Raw genomic sequence first — 17740 nt, forward strand, 5'->3', positions numbered from 1 at the left:
TGCCCGGATGCCAGCCGCCCGGCCGCACTCGAAGCTGGGATGGCAAACGCCAACGTCCTTAGCCTCCACGTTCCAGCCGCGGCGGGATCCGACGCTTCACACCGCGAATGGCTTCGCGTCCGCTCCCGCCGCTCACCCCGCCCGAGAGGGCCGATCCAACCGGCAGAACGAACTCACGGCAGGACAAACTGGGGCAACGTCATTTGGATCCGACGGCATGCTGTTGCCATCCAGCACACCGCGCCTCATTTCCCAGCCCCGCTCAGGATCTCCATCCGCATGACCCTTACCCCGCCGTCGGCGAGCTCAGGCAGCCTGGCGAACCACTCCTGCACATAGGGCATGGCGTTGTGAGCCTCGAAATCCGCCTGATTGGCAAAGATCTCGTAGAAGATGAAATGGCCGGGCGCCGCGCGGTTCTCCTGAAGGAAGTAGACCAGGTTCTTCGGATCGCTCCGCACGAGTTCGACGAGAGGCAGCGTCGCGGCGCGCAGTTCGGCCTCCCTGCCGGGCTTTGCCCGTACCTCGGCGACAATCGAATAGGCGCCTTCGGCAATCTGCGAATAGCCTCTTCCGGGCTCCTCCTGCGCCATCGCCGAAATGACACTCGCATTGGCAGCTGCATACGATGTAAGGGCAGCGAACAGGGTGAGCGCCACGCCTCGCCGACTTTTCCCGGTCATGCGCCGTCTCCTCCATTTCGAGCGGGCCGAGCCCGTCAGCCTCCATTGGCGCTGACGAGGAGCCGGCGCGCGGCCAACGCGTCGTCGAAGGTCTTCTTCACCGGTCCGAGCGCCTGGACGAATTCGAGTTGCTCACCCTCGCAGCCCTTGCAGTAGATGAGCGTCCAGCCGTTCGATTTTCCCTCGGTGATCGGGTTCGAATTGGCCTGTAGCGGCGCGGCGAGACGCTCCTGCTCAGATCGCACCGTCATCACGCGGTTGGCTCTCACCTGCGTCATGCCGCGGCGCGCCGATTCCGCCTCGAGATCGTGGATGAACGTGTTGAAGTCCACGTCCTCGCGAATGTGGAAGCAGATGTGCATCATGCGCGGAAACGCCGGACTCATATGGTCGAGCGGCTCGGCGAAGCTGTTGCCGCCGCCCATTGGCTGCACCGCATCGCGATACTGCAGGAGCTCGATCACCACATTGTCGAACTGGACGAAGCGCACGTCGAGGCGCTGGGTCCCACCCCCGAGATCGGGCACACCGATCGTGCGCGGGTTGACACCGCGCTGACGCGCGAGGATTTCCTGATCGGTCAGCAGCGTATTGTGGATACGTTCGCCCTGGAAGTCGCCGTCGCGCATCACCTCCGTGCCGCCGAGAACCTCGGTGTAGAACTCGAAGGCACGGTCCATGTTCTGGACCGTGAGCCCGAAATGCTGCACGCCCCGAAGCCGGGCGCCGAGCGCGCGCCGGTCGCGGGTATCGGGAGCGGCGTCCTGCGCCTGTGCCGGTGCGTTCGCCGCGAGGCTCGCGGCAATGCTGCCGATCGCGGCGCTGCCCGCCGCGCGCAGAATGGCCCGGCGATCGGGGCCATCCCCTAGGATCGTGTTCTCGGCTTGATGGGACATTGCTCCTCCAGCCCGTCGCGGTGTTACTGTGCTTGGGTATCGCTAATTCTTACGGAGTTGGCGCCTTTACGCAGGTTGTGTTTGGTAAAACACGGTAAGTCGGGGGGCGAGCGCCCATCGCGGATCACCACGCATCGCATCACGCATCGATCGGGCGCGGTGCAAGCCGCGCGTCGAAGCCTTCCTCGACGCGGTCATCGGTCACCTCGAGCGGAACATCGCCTGCATCTGCGACAAGCGGCCGTTCGGGGGCCGAAGCTACGCAATCCCCTAGGCGAGCACCTCAGCCAGGCGATGAAGCCGCTGATCGAGCCCTATGCGGTGCTTCCGTCCAGCATGCGCACCACGCTTGGCATCGACCGAGCAGGGGTCGGACCGGCGCCGGGAATGATGGGTTGGAAACGGAAATGTCGGCCAGCTTCATCATGGCCGAGCTTATCGACAGAAGACGGCGCCTCCTGGGCTGCACGGGACCATGGCTTCAGCGTCGCGGGTTCCCTAGATGGCTGGCAGGCCAGGTGCGCCTGTGTTCCGGCGATCCTCTGCGCACGTACGCACGCACATAGCGATGTGCTGCGTCACTCAATAAGTACCGTTGACCTATTTCGCCGTCGCCGCTGCCAAAGAAGCAAGCTGACAGGATATATCGCTCGGCGTATACTGCGTTTTCAGTAGTCGCGGCACGTCCGTGATCGAAATTTCTCGGATGCGCCTAATCGCGACGGATATCTCCTCGGGCAGGTCGTTCGGGAGGAATGACGATGACGGTCCGTAATCCTGTTGAATGGAGCTTCGACCAGATCAGGCAGACTCTTGATGCTGTCAAGTCGGTGGAGCATGCCTTCCATCACCCTGCGGAAGAGGCGGGCCTGGTGGTCCCGCAGGTGCGGCGGATCACCGTCGCCGATCTCAAGGATGCGCTGACACGTGGGTTCAGCGACTTCGGCGCCTATCGGACGGATGTGCTCTTCATCTGCCTGATCTACCCGCTGGCTGGCCTGTTGATCGGGGCTGCAACGCTCGGCAACGGCCTCCTGCACTTGCTGTTCCCGCTGGTCTCCGGCTTCGCGCTGATCGGCCCGTTCGCCGCCGCCGGGCTCTATGAGATGAGCCGGCGCCGCGAGCAGGGCCAATCGGTCACCTGGAGCGACGCCTTTGGCGTGTTCGCCTCTCCTTCGCTCGCCGCCATCGTCGAACTCGGCCTGGTGCTCGTCGGCATCTTCCTGGTCTGGCTGCTGGTGGCGATGGGGATCTATCGGATGACGCTGGGGCCGGGTCTGCCGGAATCGGCGTCGGCCTTCATCACCGCGGTCTTCACCACCGGGCCGGGCTGGGCGCTGATCGTGATCGGCGTCGGGGTCGGCTTCCTGTTCGCGGTGGCGGTGCTCGCCATAAGCGCGGTGTCCTTCCCGCTGCTGCTGGATCATCGGGTCGGCGTGTCGGTCGCGGTGCGCACCTCGGTCCGCGCTTTCATGGTCAATCCGGTGCCCATGCTCGCCTGGGGCTTCATCGTCGCCGGCGGGCTGGTGCTGGGTGCCATTCCGCTGCTGGTCGGCCTCGTCGTGGTCATGCCGGTGCTCGGTCACGCCACCTGGCATCTCTATCGCAAGGTCGTGCAATAGGAACGAACGGTAACGGGGATCGCGGATCGAACGGCGGCCATGGAGATATGTGATGCATGTCGTCCTGGTTCTTGTTGTGGTGGCCGTCGGCTCCGTGCTGTTTCATTTCCTGAGTCCGTGGTGGTGGACGCCCATCGCCTCGAATTGGCAATATATCGACGACACCATCATCATCACCTTCTGGATCACCGGCGTCGTGTTCGTCGCCGTGCTGCTGTTCATGGCCTATTGCGTCTGGCGCTTCCGCCACCGCGAGGGGCATCGGGCCGCTTTCGAACCGGAGAACCGCAGGCTCGAAACCGGCCTCACCGTCATCACCGGACTCGGGGTCGCGGCGATGCTGGCGCCCGGGCTGTTCGTGTGGAACCACTTCATCACCGTTCCTCCGGACGCCTCGGCGATCGAGATCGTCGGCCAGCAATGGCAATGGAGCTTCCGGCTGCCGGGCCAGGACGGCAAGCTCGGCAGGACCCGCGTCGACAGCATTGCCGACGACAATCCGCTCGGACTGGATAGGAACGATCCCGACGGCCGGGACGATGTCGTGCTGCAGGGCGAGGATCTGCATCTGCCGATCGGCAAGCCGATCAAGGTGCTGCTGCGCTCCACCGACGTGCTGCATGATTTCTACGTGCCGGAGTTCCGGGCCAAGATGGACATCTTGCCGGGCTCCAGCACCTATTTCTGGCTCACCCCGACACGCACCGGCACGTTCGACATCCTCTGCGCGGAGCTCTGCGGCACCGGCCATCCCTATATGCGCGGATCGGTCGTGGTCGAGGAGCAGGTGGCCTACGACGCCTGGCTGGATGGCCAGCAGAGGCGGATGCTCGCGCAGCAGGACGGAACGACGAGGCAGAAGGGCGAGGTCAAGGCTCAGCAATAGGCAAGCCTAGCTTGCGAGGGAGGGTGCCGATGGTCGATGTTCCGCTTGGCGTGGCCGGCGTGCCGCCGGCCGAAGTCGAAGATGTCGAACTCTACCATCCGAAGAGCTGGGTGACGCATTATGTGTTCAGCCAGGACGCGAAGATCATCGCCGTGCAATATTCCGTCACCGCGCTGTCGATCGGCCTGGTCGCGTTGATGCTGTCCTGGCTGATGCGATTGCAGCTGGCATTCCCCGGCGCACTCTCCTTCATCGACGCCGATGCCTATTACCAGCTGATCACCATGCACGGCATGATGATGGTGGTCTATGTGCTGACTGCGCTGTTCCTCGGCGGCTTCGGCAATTACCTGATCCCCCTGATGCTCGGCGCGCGGGACATGGTGTTTCCCTATGCCAACATGCTGAGCTTCTGGTTCTATCTGCTCGCGGTCGTCGTGCTGTTCGCCAGCTTCGCGGTGCCGGGCGGGCCGACCGGCGCCGGCTGGACGCTCTATCCGCCCCAGTCGATCACCGCCGGCACGCCGGGCCTCGCCTGGGGCATCGTCATGATGCTGGTCTCGCTGATGATCTTCATCGTCGGCTTCACCATGGGCGGCCTCAACTACGTGGTCACCGTTCTGCAGGGCCGCACACGCGGCATGACGCTGATGCGCATGCCGCTCACCGTCTGGGGCATCTTCACCGCCAGCGTGATGGCGCTGCTCGCCTTTCCCGCCCTGTTCGTCGGCGCCGTGATGATGCTGTTCGACCGGCTGCTCGGCACCAGCTTCTTCATGCCGGAGATCATCGAGCAGGGCGCGCGCCTGCCTTATGGCGGCGGCAGCCCGATCCTGTTCCAGCATCTGTTCTGGTTCTTCGGCCACCCCGAGGTCTACATCGTCGCGCTGCCGGCATTCGGCATCGTCTCCGACCTCATCAGCGTCCATGCCCGGCGCAACATCTTCGGCTACCGGATGATGGTATGGGCGATCGTGGCGATTGGCGCGCTCAGCTTCGTGGTGTGGGCGCACCACATGTATGTCAGCGGCATGAACCCCTATTTCGGGTTCTTCTTCGCGACCACCACCCTGATCATCGCGATACCGACCGCGATCAAGGTCTATAATTGGGTGCTGACGCTGTGGCGCGGCGACATCCACCTCACCACGCCCATGCTGTTTGCGCTCGCCTTCATCGTCACCTTCGTCAATGGCGGGCTGACGGGGCTGTTCCTCGGCAATGTGGTGGTGGACGTGCCTTTGTCCGACACCATGTTCGTCGTCGCCCATTTCCACATGGTGATGGGCGTGGCGCCGATCCTGGTGATCTTCGGCGCCATCTATCACTGGTATCCGAAGGTGACCGGGCGGCTGCTCAGCGTGCCGCTCGGACAGTTCCATTTCTGGGTCACCTTCCTCGGCGCCTATCTGATCTTCTTCCCGATGCACTATCTCGGGCTTATGGGCGTGCCGCGCCGCTATTACGAGATGGGCGAGACCGCGATCTATCCGCCGTCGGCGCACGACCTGAACATCTTCATCACGGTGATGGCGCTGCTGGTCGGCGCCGCGCAACTCGCCTTCGTGTTCAACCTGATCTGGAGCCTGCGCCACGGGCGCGGGGCCGGCGGCAATCCGTGGCGCGCCTGCTCGCTCGAATGGCAGACCTCGGCGACGCCGCCGCCGCACGGCAATTTCGGCAAGGAGCTGCCGATCGTCTATCGCTGGGCCTATGACTACAACGTGCCCGGCGCGCCGGAGGACTTCATCCCGCAGAATCAGCCGCCTCTGGCCGGCGAGATCGCGAGCAGGGCGCCATGACCATCGTCGTCGCCTTCCTCGTCCTCGTCATCGGCATCGCCGCCTGGTGGCTGTCGACGCAGCGGATCATGTCCAAGCCCTGGCTGGAGATCGGCGTTATCGACGAGCCGCCGGGCGCCGGCCCGCCGGCGGCGGCGAAGATCGGGCTCTGCGTCTTCCTGGCGGTTGCCGGCGTGCTGTTCGCGCTCTCCATCAGCGCCTATTCGATGCGGCTGCAGGCCGCCGACTGGTGGCCGCTGCCGGCGCCACGGCTGCTCTGGTTCAACACCGGCCTGCTCATCCTCGCCAGTGCCACGCTGGAATGGACCAAGGCGCAGTCCCGCCATGCGAGCCTCGATGGCGTGCGCTTCGGGCTGGTCGGTGCCGGCGTCTTCACGCTCGCCTTCGTCGTCGGCCAGCTGGTGGTCTGGCGCGAACTGGTGGAGGAGGGCTATTTTCTCGCCTCCAATCCCGCCAATGCCTTCTTCTATCTGATGACCGGTCTGCACGGGCTGCACGTGATGGGCGGGCTCGTCGCGCTGGCGCGCGTCACGCTGCGCGCGTTCAGCGCCGATGAGGTCGGCGTCGAGCGGGGCAAGCTGCGGCTCGGCGTCGAGCTGTGCGCCATCTACTGGCATTTCCTGCTCGTCGTGTGGCTGGTCCTGTTTGCGCTGATCGCCGGCTGGGCCGGCGATTTCTTCGAGATCTGTCGTCAAGCGTTGAGCTGAACATGTCCTGAGCCGAAGGAGCGATCGATGGTGCAGATCTCGCTGAGGAACGAGGCGGACGAGGCCCGGCAATCCGCCGGTCTTGCCAGCATCGCCGCCGATCTCTCGTCCGACCAGCGGGCGTTCAAGAACGTCTCCTGGGGGAAGGCCATGATGTGGATCTTCCTCCTGAGCGACACCTTCGTCTTCAGTTGCTTCCTGATCTCTTACATGACAGCGCGGATGTCGACGACGGTGCCCTGGCCCAATCCCAGCGAGGTGTTCGCGCTGGAGATCGGCGGCACGTCGTTTCCGCTGCTCCTGATCGCTATCATGACCTTCGTGCTGATCAGCAGCAGCGGGACCATGGCGATGGCGGTGAATTATGGCTACCGGCGCGACCGCATCACCACCGCCGCGCTCATGCTGGCGACGGCGGTGCTGGGCGCCGCTTTCGTCGGCATGCAGGCCTTCGAATGGACCAAGCTGATCCATGAGGGCGTGCGGCCGTGGGAGAACCCGTGGGGCGCCGCGCAGTTCGGCTCCAGCTTCTTCATGATCACCGGTTTCCACGGCACGCATGTCACCTTCGGCGTGATCTTCCTCATCGCCATTGCGCGCAAGGTGCTGCGCGGAGATTTCGATACAGGAAGGCGCGGATTCTTCACCAGCCGGAAGGGGAACTATGAAGCCGTCGAGATCATGGGCCTCTATTGGCACTTCGTCGATCTGGTCTGGGTATTCATCTTCGCCTTCTTCTATCTGTGGTGAGCAAAATGACCCATGTCGCGACCCATGACACCGCGCAGCACCCGATCCGGCTTTATCTCGTGGTGTGGGGCTGGCTGTTCGTGCTCAGCACCTGCTCCTACATGGTCGATTATTTCCATCTGCAGGGGCATCTCAGATATTCGCTGATCCTGCTGTTCATGGTGCTCAAGGCGGGGCTGATCGTCGCCGTCTTCATGCACATGGCCTGGGAGCGGCTGGCGCTGGTCTACGCCATCCTGCTGCCGATCGGCGCGGTGCTGGTCTTCGTCGCCATCATGGTCCTGGAGTCGGACTACACGCTGTTGAGCCGCACCCTTCATCCCGGCCTGTTGTGAGCGGATGACGGGATCGGGTTGAAGTCGTCGCCTCGTCCGACGATGTTCATGCGCGTTGGAATGTCGAGGGCCGAGCCATGAGCCATGCCATGGGCCAATCACCGCAGCACTATCTCATCTTCGAAACGGCTGGCGGCTATTGCGGCATCGCCTGGAGCGAAGCCGGCATCACCCGTTTCCAGCTGCCGACGCACAGCGCCGAAGCGACCGAGCGCAATCTGCTGCGGCGCGTGCCGGAGGCCGTCCCCGGCACGCCTCGCGCGGAGATCGACGAGGCGGTCGCCGCGGTGAAGCGCTATTTCGCCGGCGAGGCGGTTGATTTTTCGCACGTCACGCTCGACCTCGGCGATCAGGACGACTTTTTCCGGCAGGTCTACGAAGCCGCTCGACAGGTCGGCTGGGGCGAGACCACGACCTATGGCACGCTGGCCAGGCAGCTCGGCGCCGGACCGGAGGCGGCGCGCGATGTCGGGCAGGCCATGGCGACGAACCCGGTGGCGCTGCTCATTCCCTGCCACCGCGTGCTCGCGGCCGGCGGCAAGGTCGGCGGCTTCTCCGCCCCGGGCGGCTCCGCCGCCAAGATCCGCATGCTGGAGCTTGAGGGCGTCCATCTCGGCCCGCCGCCACCGGCGCAGCAGTCTTTCGGGTTCTGAACAACGCCGTTCGGCCGGGACGCGCCCCGGATACTGACGTTTGTGCGCGGCGAGGTCCTGAGTGGCGAAGCGACCTGCCTTCGTGGTCGGCGCGCCGGAAGGCCATGGTCCTGGAACAACGCCGGGCACAGGTCCGATATCGACCCAGGGCGGCAATCGCATCCTCAGCGGGAATGTCGCGAACGCTCGAAAATGTGCTCGGCCAGGCGCGGCGCCTCCTCGGCGACCGCCAATACCAGGCCGGACTTCCGCGTCGAGGCGAAATCCAGCCCGGCGAAATAGATGCCCGGCAGGGAGGCCACGCCGTCCTCGTGAAGGGGCTGCCCCCACGGGTCGAGGACGCCGGGGAGCCTCACCCAGCTGAAATCGCCACGAAAGCCCGTGCACCACACCACGGTCGCAATGCCGGCTCCGGCAAGATCAAGCGAGCCGATCCCCGGGTCTGGCACACGCGCCGCGACGGTTTCCGCCGGATCGGGCTCCGATGCCGGGGCATCGATCCCGCAGAGCTGGATGTAGCCGTCGATATAGCGCCTGACGTTGGCGGAGGCGTCATCGGCAAAACGCATGTTCTCGTCGAGATCGCCGGCGAACGACAGCGCGCCGCCTTCCTCGACGCCTGCAAGGCGGCCAAGCAGCACCACACCCCGAGCGCTGAGGGCCTGTAGGCTGATCGTATGTTCCACCCCGAGCAGGCCGCGAGGCGGAAGACGTCCGGCAAGCCGGATGACCTCCTCCCGACGCACGTCGAGAAAACCGCTTTCGACGAGCCAGATCATGATGTCGCGGCCACGATAGCGCCTCGGTAGGCGACCGACCCGGCTGGTGGCGAGGAACACCTTTCGGCCGCCTTCCGCCAGTTCTTCCGCGATCTGGCAGCCCGACTGGCCGCTTCCAACGACCAGCACCACTCCAAGCGGCAGATCGGCGACGCTCCGATAGCCGGATGCATCGATCTGGTGGAGGCTGGCCGGCAATGCACGGGAAAAAGCCGGCCGTACCGGGCAATTCAAGCCGCCGCTTGCGATCACCACGTTTCGCGTCCAGATGTCTCCGCGCGACGTGGCGAGCCGGTAAGCGCCATTTTCGCTTCCGCCGATGAGTTCGATCACCCGCGTGTCGGGTTCGACATCGAGCCCGTTGCGCCTGGCAAAGTCCTCGAGGAGAGCGACGAACTGGTCGCGTGTCAGGGTGCCGAACGGATCCGAACCGCTGTAGCGGTCGCCGGGCATGATGGTCTGCACATTGGGAGTGTTCATCTTGAACGAATCCCACCGCTGCGTGCGCCACGTCTCCCCGATGCGCCCCCGTTCCAGCACCCTGTGGCGCAGCCCCTTTCTCGCAAGCGCATGGCTGACGCCGAGGCCCGCCCAGCCGGCGCCGACCACGACCGCGTCAAGGACGTTGGCATCTCCCGTCATGCGCCGCCGTCCCGGATGAACGCATCGCCGAAGTTCGTGGTGGGGAGTGCTGCACGCGGCGAACGGGGCACCCCTGCGGGCGGCTCATCGCCGATCCGGGGCGCGTCATAAAAGTCGATCTCGGCGATCCCCATGAGTATCCGCCCCGGTGCCGCGATCACGATAACAGTTTCGTAGGCGCATGGCACGATCGACATCCACGCGACACTGGCATTGGTGAGGTGAATGTGGCGACGATCGAGAGCGCCTGCTTGGTGCCCGTCGGCGCAGAAGCATGGCACTTCGATTGCGATGCACGCACGATTCTTGCGATGTCTGCCGCGATCATCCGGTCTTGGTGACAGCACGTGGGCGCCGACCTGTCCGCGATCCGCTTCCCTTGCGGCTTGCGCGTCGCCCTGCGGCGAGCGGCCGGCTGGCTCGCTGCGCCCCCGGGCCATGGTCGAACCCGGCTTGAGGCTGGGCGGTGCCTGCAACGTCCATGGAGGCCGGAAAACCCAGATCAGTTTATAAGTATTAGGAATCGATATTGAATGATCGTGCGGAAATTTTCGGTCATTCCAATTATTGGAATGATTAAAATTACAGATAGTTCCGGCCGACTTGTCAACGTGCCGGGAAGTTAATAAGTAAATCTTCCGATATTCGTGCGGATTCCGGCCCTGTACCCGATCCGCGACGACATCACCTCTTCCGTCTTCCAGAGTGGGTTTTCTGCCCTTGAATACGACCGTCTCTCCCCATGGGCTGTACGATCCCTCGCTCGAGAAGAGCAATTGCGGCGTCGGCTTCATCACCCGCAAGGACGGCCTGCAGACATTCGAGGTGCTGCAAAGGGCGCATGAGGCCTTATGCGCGGTGCCTCATCGTGGTGGCATGTCGTCCGAGGGCGTGGGCGACGGCGCGGGCGTGTGCATCGACCTGTCGCTGTCCTTCTTCCGGGCGCTGTCGGGACGGGCGGAACTGAAGGACGGGGAGTTCGGCGTCGGCAATTTCTTCATGCCGGTCGACCCGGCGCAGGAGGGAAGGGCGCGGCGCATCATCGAGAGCGCACTCGCCGACGAAAATCTCCAGGTGATGCTGGAACGTGAGGTGCCCACCGACGCGTCGGCGCTGCGCCCGGCCGCTCTCGCCTATCAGCTGTCGATCCGCCAATGGGTGTTCGCGGCGCCGCCGTCATGCGCGTCCATCGAGGCGCTCGACCGGGCGATCCACCGGGCGCTGCTGGTGATCGAGGCCGAGGCCTTCACCGATCCGGCGCTGGACGGCTTCTATCCTTTGTCGCTGTCCGCCCGCACGCAGGTGCTGAAGGGGCGGCTGAACTCGAACGAGGTCATCCCCTATTTCCGCGACCTGACCGATCCCGGTCACGCCGTGCACACGCTCTATTTCCACACCCGCTTCTCGACCAACACCGATCCACATCCGTCCATGGCCCAGCCGTTCCGGCTGATGGCGCATAATGGCGAATTGAACACCGACAAGAAGAACCGGCTGTCGGAAGCGGCGATCGCCCGCGCCCGCAATGGGCGGATCGTGGCACCGAAGGGCCAGTCGGATTCCTGCCGCCTCGACCAGACGCTGCAAAGCCGGATGATGCAGGACGATCTCGACCTCGTCACCGCCGTGGTCTCGATGATGCCGCCCGCCTGGGAGAACGACGAGACGCTCTCGCCGGCGGTTCGGGCCATGCTCGAATATTTTTCGCTCTACGAGGAGAAGAACGACGGCCCGGCCGCGCTGATCTTCGGCAATGGCGAGATCGTCGGCGCCCGGCTCGACCGGCTCGGGCTGCGGCCGCTGCGCACTGTCGAGACGTCCGACTATCTGTGCGTGATGTCGGAGGCCGGGCAGATCGGCTTCCCGCCGGAGAGCGTAGAGCGGCGCGGGCGCATCGAGGCCGGCGGCATGCTCTACTGGGATCACCGGGAGGGACGCAGCTACGGTTCGATCGACGCGCTGGAGCTGCTGGCGGCACGGCGCGACTACCCGGCCCTGCTGGAGGCGGCACGGGTGCGGCTCGACGACCTGCCGGATATCCCGGCGGAACGGCAGGGATCGCCGCTGCGCTACAATGGCGATCTCGAACGGCACCAGCGCTACGTCGCCTATTCGCACAACCAGGAAAGCTTCCGCTTCCTGATGGACCCGATGCTGGAGAACGGCGCGGAGAAGATCTCCGCCATGGGCTATGGCAACGCCATCAACGCCCTGTCGGACCAGGAAGGCGGCGTCGCCAAATATTTCTCCCAGCGGTTCGCGCAGGTCACCAATCCCCCGCTGGATTCCCTGCGCGAGGCGGACGGCATGACGCTACGCGTCGCGCTCGGCGCCAAGCCCAATATCGGCGCGCCCTCGGCGCCGCAGATCGTCATCCGCTCGCCGATCCTCACCCATCTGGAGATGCTGAAGATCCGCGAGCAGGCGGCGACGCCGTTCCGCCGCTTCGAGATGCTGTACCCGCCGGTGTTCGACGACCCGCAGGCCAATCGCGAAGCTATCGGGCGGGCGATCGAGGCGCTGTGCGGCGAAGTCGCCGGCTTCGCACGCGAACGGGGCGGCATCGCCGTGCTCACCGACCGTCACGTCGCGCGTGGCCGTGCCGCGCTGCCGCTGACCCTGGCGGTGTCCGCCGTCAACCAGCGCCTCATCGACGAAGGCCTGCGGCTGCGGCTGTCCTTCATCGTCGAGAGCGGACAGATCTCGTCCTCGCACCATATCGCGGTGGCGCTCGGCTTCGGCGCATCGGCGGTCTATCCGCTATGCGTTCAGTTTCGCGCCGAGGAGAAGTTCGGCGCCGACGCCGACAAGGCTTTCAAGCGTTTCGCCAAGGCGGCCGAGAAGTCGCTGATGAAGACCATGGGCAAGGTCGGCCTGTGCACCGCCGAGAGCTATATCGGCGGCGAGTTCTTCGAGCCCAACTTCCTCGACACCAACGATCCGACGCTGCGCCGCTACTTCCCGAACATGCGCACCCCCGTGGGGGGCGTGACCTTCCCGGTCATCTCGCAGGCGGTGGCGGACTGGCACGCGCGGGCGCTCACCGTGCGCGGCGAGGCGGATATCCCGCTGCTCGGCCTGTTCAAGGAGCGCGCGGAAGGCGCGGGCCACTCCTTCGGCGCCATCGCCGTGCGCGGCTTCGTCGACATGACCGAGGAGGAGCCGGTCTTCCAGCCGGAGACCGATGCCGGCGAGACGGACGTCGATTCCCTCCGCCTGCTGCCGCTCAACCGGCTCACCGATGCGTTCGGCCTCGATGCCGACGCCTACAAGGCGACCAGCTTCGAGGCGCTGACGCCCGAGGCGATCGATGACTTCCGCATCACGCCCAGCTACCGCGCCTTCAGCCGCATGATGGCGGAGGAGCGCATGCGGCGCCCGGCGGCGCTGCGCGACGTGCTCGCGCTGCCGGCCGACATCAGCTTCATGAGCCACGCGCAGGATTTCCGGCGCGAAATGGGCAAGTTCTCGCGCAAGGGCAACAACAGCTTCCTGGTGCGCGGCCTCACCTGCGAGCGCGTCGCGGAGGACGTGTTCCTGATCGGGCTGACCGGGCTGCTGGGCGACGATCCCGGCCGGCTGAGCGCGCTCGGCCAGTCGCTGCTGATGCGGTTCCGTGGCGACATCAACGGCCATTGGCTACAGGGCGGCAAGCTGGCGCTGCGGGTGTCCGGCGCGGCGCGCGACTGGCTGGCGCTGCTGCGCGCGGCGCCCGCGTCCATCGACCTTGAGGCGGTGCAGTCGGCCAGCGAGATCACCGGCCTGTTGACCTCGGGCGCGATGAGCCACGGCGCGCTCAATGCCCCCGCGCACGAGGCGGTGGCACATGGCACCAACATGGTCGGCGGCCTGTCCAATTCCGGCGAGGGCGGCGAGCACATTTCCCGCTATGGCACGATCCGCGCCTCGCGCATCAAGCAGCTGGCTTCCGGCCGCTTCGGGGTCTGGGCCGGATATCTCGCCGATCCCTCGCTCGAAGAGCTGGAGATCAAGATCGGCCAGGGCGCCAAGCCGGGCGAGGGCGGACAGCTCCCGGCGCAGAAGGTGACGGTCGAGATCGCCGCCGCGCGTGGCGGCACGCCTGGGGTGGAACTCGTCTCCCCGCCGCCGCATCACGACACCTATTCGATCGAGGACCTCGCCCAGCTGATCCATGACTGCAAGGCGGCGCGGGTGCGGGTCATCGTGAAGCTGGTCTCGTCCGAGGGTATCGGCACCATCGCGGTCGGCGTCGCCAAGGCCGGCGCGGACGTCATCAACGTCGCCGGCAACACCGGCGGCACCGGCGCGGCGGCGGTCACGAGCCTCAAATATACCGGCCGCGCGGCGGAGATCGGCGTCGCCGAGGTGCATCAGGCGCTGTGCGCCAACGGCTTGCGCCAGAAGGTGACGCTGCGCTGTTCCGGCGCGCACCAGACGGCGAGCGACGTCATCAAGTCGGCGCTGCTGGGCGGCGACAGTTTCGAGTTCGGCACCACGGCGCTGATGATGCTGAAATGCGTCATGGCCAAGAACTGCAACATCAAGTGCCCGGCCGGCCTCACCACCAATTCCGAACTGTTCGACGGCGATCCGCGCGCTCTGGCGCAGTATCTGATGAACATCGCCCACGAGACACGCGAGCTTCTCGCGGTGCTGGGGCTGACGTCGCTGCGCGAGGCGCGCGGGCGCTCCGACCTGCTGCACCTGCTCGATCATCCCGCCAGCGTCGGCCAGCTGGACCTGCGCGCCATGCTCACCGTGGTGGACGAGATCCGCATCGACGAGCCGGTCTATATGGAAGCCGACTATTCCATCGACGAGGCGTTCGGCGTGGAGATGCGGGCCGCCCTTGTCGAGCAGCGCGCGGTCGCCGTGAAGCTCGGCGAAGGCCTGCGCCTCGGCAACCGCAACAAGAGCGTCGGCGCCCGCCTCGCCATCGACATCGAGCGCCTGCTCAACCACCAACTGTCCGCCGACGCGGCCGCGAACCTCCCCGCCGTCTGCGAGGATGATCGCGGCCGGCGCTATCTCAAGCCGGACAGCGTGGTGATCGTCACCACCGGTTCGGCCGGCCAGTCCTACGGCGCCTTCTGCAATGACGGCATGGCGATGCGCCACACCGGCACTTGCAATGACGGGGTCGGCAAGGGCCAGTGCGGCGGGGTCATCACCGTCCTCTCGCCCGGTGGCGGCTCGCAGGAGGCCGGCGGCAATGTGCTGATCGGCAACTTCGCGCTGTTCGGTGCGACCGGGGGACGGCTGTTCGTCGCCGGACAGGCGGGCGACCGTTTCGCCGTGCGCAATTCCGGCACCACCGCCGTGGTGGAGGGGGTCGGCGACTTCGCCTGCGAGTACATGACCAATGGCGCGGTGCTGAATCTCGGCGCCTTCGGCAAGGGCTTCGGCAACGGCATGAGCGGGGGCTTCGTCTACCAGTACGACCCCTATGGCGACCTCGGCGCCAAGGCGAGCCACGATTCCATCCTGCTGAGGCCCGTCGGCGGCGACGATGAGGATGCCGCCGGCCATGCTGCCGCCATCCGCCGGATGCTGGAATGGCATGTGGAGGAGACCGGCTCCGCCAAGGCGCAATGGCTGCTGGAGAACTGGGACGGCGAGCGGCAGAACTTCGTCTACGGCCTGCCGGTCGCGCTGCTGCAGTATCAGGACCGCGAGGCGATCCTGAAGGCCAAGTCGCGCAAGGACCTGCTGGAGGAACTCGCCACCGCCGTGGCCGGTCACCAGCTGCGCAAGTTCAAGCTCGCTTATCGCGACAACAAGCCCATCCTCGCCGGAGCTTTGCCCGACGAGGCCGCGCCGGACAGCGCGGGCATGCTGGTGCTGCTGAACAACTACACCGTGCTGGCCATGGCCCAGCAGCTCGCGCTCTCCCGGCTGCCGGCCGCCGCTGGCGCGGACGATCCGCGCATCGTCGGCGGCGTGCGCAAGCTCATCATGACCGAGGACTTCGCCCTGATGCAGAAGCTGCTGCGCCATGCGCGCGAAGCCTTGCAGCACTACCCCGACGACCAGCTCGCCGCGCTGGTCGCGGACAAGCGGCTCGGCGACTACAAGAGCGCGCTGAGCCGGCGCAACATCCTCTCCATGGACGGACCCGGCACCTATAGCTGGATCCTGCGGCAGAGCGCGAGCAACCGCGAGGCGCTCGGCCGCATGCCCAGCTACGAGGAACTGTTCGCCCGCGCCGCGCTGCCGGATCTCGTCGCCTTCGCGCGAGGCGCGTCATGAGGCTGCCGGCGATCCCCGACGACGCACCGTTCTCCGGCGAGCAGCGCGCCTGGCTGGCCGGCTTCATGGCGGGCCTGCACTCCCGCCTCACGGTGCAGGACGCGGAGGCGGCGAGCGCTGCCACTCCCCGCGCGGTGCTGAACATCCTGTTCGGCACCCAGACCGGCAATGCCGAGATGCTGGCGCAGGAACTGGCGGCGGCCTCCCGCGCACAGGGGTTCGAGCCGATGGTGCTCGGGCTCGACGATGTCGAGATGGCGAGCCTCGCGGCCATGGAGCGGGTGATCGTCGTCACCTCGACCTATGGCGAAGGCGAGATGCCGGACAATGCGCATGGCTTCTGGCAGGCCCTGTCGTCGCCCGACGCCGCGCGGCTCGAGGCGATGCACTACGCCGTGCTGGCGCTGGGCGACACCGCCTATGACGGCTTCTGCCAGGCCGGCAAGCTGATCGACACGCGGCTGGAACAGCTGGGCGCGCGACGCCTCGCCACCCGGCTCGATTGCGACATTGACTATGAGAAGGTATCGGCCGACTGGATCGCCGCCACCCTGCCGCTCGTCCCTCGGCCGGAAGGCAGCGTCGCTCCCGCCTCCGCCCCGGCCGCCGCTGCGGAGACGGCCCGGCCGGCGCGCTCGGAGTGGACCCGGCGCAATCCCTATCCCGCGAGGCTTGCAGTCAGCCGGCGCCTGTCCGGCGCGGATTCGGGCAAGGATATCCGCCATTTCGAGTTCGCGCTGGGCGACAGCGGGCTCAGCTACGAAGCCGGCGACGCGCTGGGGGTCATCCCACGCAACGATCCGGCCCTCGTCGAGGCCCTGCTGGCGCGGCTCGGCGCGAAGGCCGACGCTCCGGCCGGCGACCTCCCCGTCGTCGAGGCGCTGTCCCGGACGTTGGAAATCCGCACCCCGTCGCGCGAGCTCATCGCGGCCATCGAGGCGCGTGCCGGCGACGAGCAATTGTCGCATGTGCTGCGTCACGGCGACCGCGAGGCGCTGGACGCGTGGCTCTGGGGCCGCGATGTGCTGGACCTGCTCAACCTCAATCCGGCGCTCGACATCGACCTCGCCGAGTTCCTCGGCTGGCTGAAGCCGCTGCAGCACCGCGCCTATTCGATCTCGTCGAGCCCGCTCGCCCATCAGGGCTCGGTGCATCTCACCATCGCCGCCGTGCGCTGGCAGCGCGAGGGGCGCGATCATGGCGGCGTCTGCTCGACCTACCTCGCCGACCGGCTGGCGGAAGGCGACACCGCCGGCATTTTCGTCTCGCCCAACAAGGCGTTCCGCCCGCCGCAGGACGGGCAGGCGCCGATGATCATGGTCGGGCCCGGTACCGGCATCGCGCCGTTTCGCGGCTTCCTGCACCATCGCCGCAGCCAGGGCGCCACCGGCCGGAACTGGCTGTTCTTCGGCGACCAGCATCAGGCCAGCGACTTCATCTATGCCGACGAACTGGCCGAGATGAGCCGCGACGGCGTGATCACCCGGCTCGACCTCGCCTTCTCGCGCGATCAGGCCGAGAAGATCTACGTCCAGACCCGCATGCGCGAGAACGGCCGCGATCTCTACGCCTGGCTTGAGGAGGGCGGGCATTTCTACGTCTGCGGCGACGCCAGCCGCATGGCGAAGGATGTCGACGAGGCCCTGCACGAGATCGTCGCCCGGCATGGCAGCCTGTCGGCGGAAGCCGCCGCCGACTATGTCGCCAGGCTCCGGCGCGAGAAACGCTATCAGCGCGACGTCTACTGACGCGCA

The 17740-nt window shown here is 66.2% G+C and carries 13 protein-coding genes; 9 read left to right on the forward strand and 4 right to left on the reverse strand.

Annotated elements, in window-relative coordinates; translation table 11 throughout:
* Positions 1–245: 245 nt before the first annotated feature.
* Together KHC28_RS02085 and KHC28_RS02090 are read right to left on the reverse strand one after the other, a co-directional pair.
* Entirely contained in the window at positions 246–593 is a 348-nt protein-coding gene (locus tag KHC28_RS02085; RefSeq protein ID WP_312893066.1) for a putative quinol monooxygenase, read from the reverse strand.
* Positions 594–718: 125 nt separating this feature from the next.
* A complete protein-coding gene (locus tag KHC28_RS02090) occupies positions 719–1579 on the reverse strand; it encodes a VOC family protein (RefSeq protein ID WP_214006675.1) in 861 nt (286 codons plus the stop codon).
* Positions 1580–2340: 761 nt separating this feature from the next.
* On the opposite strand from KHC28_RS02090, the gene KHC28_RS02095 reads away from it, so the two are divergent.
* From KHC28_RS02095 to KHC28_RS02125, 7 genes are all read left to right on the forward strand, one after another.
* On the forward strand, positions 2341–3201 hold the full coding sequence (locus KHC28_RS02095) for a DUF2189 domain-containing protein (protein WP_214006676.1): 861 nt from the start codon (positions 2341–2343) through the stop codon (positions 3199–3201).
* A 52-nt stretch (positions 3202–3253) separates the two neighbouring features.
* Positions 3254–4087: a cytochrome c oxidase subunit II gene (locus tag KHC28_RS02100; protein WP_214006677.1), complete on the forward strand. Its 834-nt coding sequence runs from the start codon at positions 3254–3256 to the stop codon at positions 4085–4087.
* Between the two features lie 29 nt (positions 4088–4116).
* Complete coding sequence (locus tag KHC28_RS02105) at positions 4117–5889, forward strand: cbb3-type cytochrome c oxidase subunit I (protein WP_214006678.1); 1773 nt, start codon at positions 4117–4119, stop codon at positions 5887–5889.
* Complete coding sequence (locus KHC28_RS02110) at positions 5886–6596, forward strand: cytochrome c oxidase subunit 3 (protein WP_214006679.1); 711 nt, start codon at positions 5886–5888, stop codon at positions 6594–6596. Before KHC28_RS02105 ends, KHC28_RS02110 begins: the two co-directional genes overlap by 4 nt.
* Positions 6597–6623: 27 nt before the next feature.
* Entirely contained in the window at positions 6624–7346 is a 723-nt protein-coding gene (locus KHC28_RS02115) for a heme-copper oxidase subunit III family protein (protein WP_214006680.1), read from the forward strand.
* Positions 7347–7351: 5 nt separating this feature from the next.
* Positions 7352–7681 carry a cytochrome C oxidase subunit IV family protein gene (locus tag KHC28_RS02120; RefSeq protein ID WP_214006681.1) on the forward strand — a complete coding sequence of 110 codons (330 nt, stop codon included), beginning with the start codon at positions 7352–7354 and terminating at the stop codon, positions 7679–7681.
* 89 nt (positions 7682–7770) lie between these two features.
* Positions 7771–8334, forward strand: coding sequence for a methylated-DNA--[protein]-cysteine S-methyltransferase (locus KHC28_RS02125; protein WP_214006921.1), 564 nt, complete (start codon positions 7771–7773; stop codon positions 8332–8334).
* A 164-nt stretch (positions 8335–8498) separates the two neighbouring features.
* On the opposite strand, the gene KHC28_RS02130 is transcribed toward KHC28_RS02125, so the two are convergent.
* Both KHC28_RS02130 and KHC28_RS02135 read right to left on the reverse strand, forming a co-directional pair.
* Positions 8499–9755, reverse strand: a complete 1257-nt coding sequence (locus KHC28_RS02130) for a flavin-containing monooxygenase (RefSeq protein WP_214006682.1) — start codon at positions 9753–9755, stop codon at positions 8499–8501.
* A complete protein-coding gene (locus tag KHC28_RS02135; protein ID WP_214006683.1) occupies positions 9752–10195 on the reverse strand; it encodes a hypothetical protein in 444 nt (147 codons plus the stop codon). Before KHC28_RS02135 ends, KHC28_RS02130 begins: the two co-directional genes overlap by 4 nt.
* Positions 10196–10475: 280 nt before the next feature.
* Between KHC28_RS02135 and KHC28_RS02140 the strand changes: the two genes are divergently transcribed.
* Both KHC28_RS02140 and KHC28_RS02145 read left to right on the forward strand, forming a co-directional pair.
* Positions 10476–15986 (forward strand): glutamate synthase-related protein, encoded by a 5511-nt coding sequence (locus tag KHC28_RS02140; RefSeq protein WP_214006684.1) that lies wholly within the window; start codon positions 10476–10478, stop codon positions 15984–15986.
* Positions 15983–17734, forward strand: a complete 1752-nt coding sequence (locus KHC28_RS02145; protein ID WP_214006685.1) for a sulfite reductase subunit alpha — start codon at positions 15983–15985, stop codon at positions 17732–17734. Before KHC28_RS02140 ends, KHC28_RS02145 begins: the two co-directional genes overlap by 4 nt.
* The last annotated feature ends 6 nt before the right edge of the window (positions 17735–17740 follow it).

This window comes from Ancylobacter sonchi, from assembly GCF_018390695.1.
In the GTDB taxonomy this organism is placed as follows: domain Bacteria; phylum Pseudomonadota; class Alphaproteobacteria; order Rhizobiales; family Xanthobacteraceae; genus Ancylobacter; species Ancylobacter sonchi.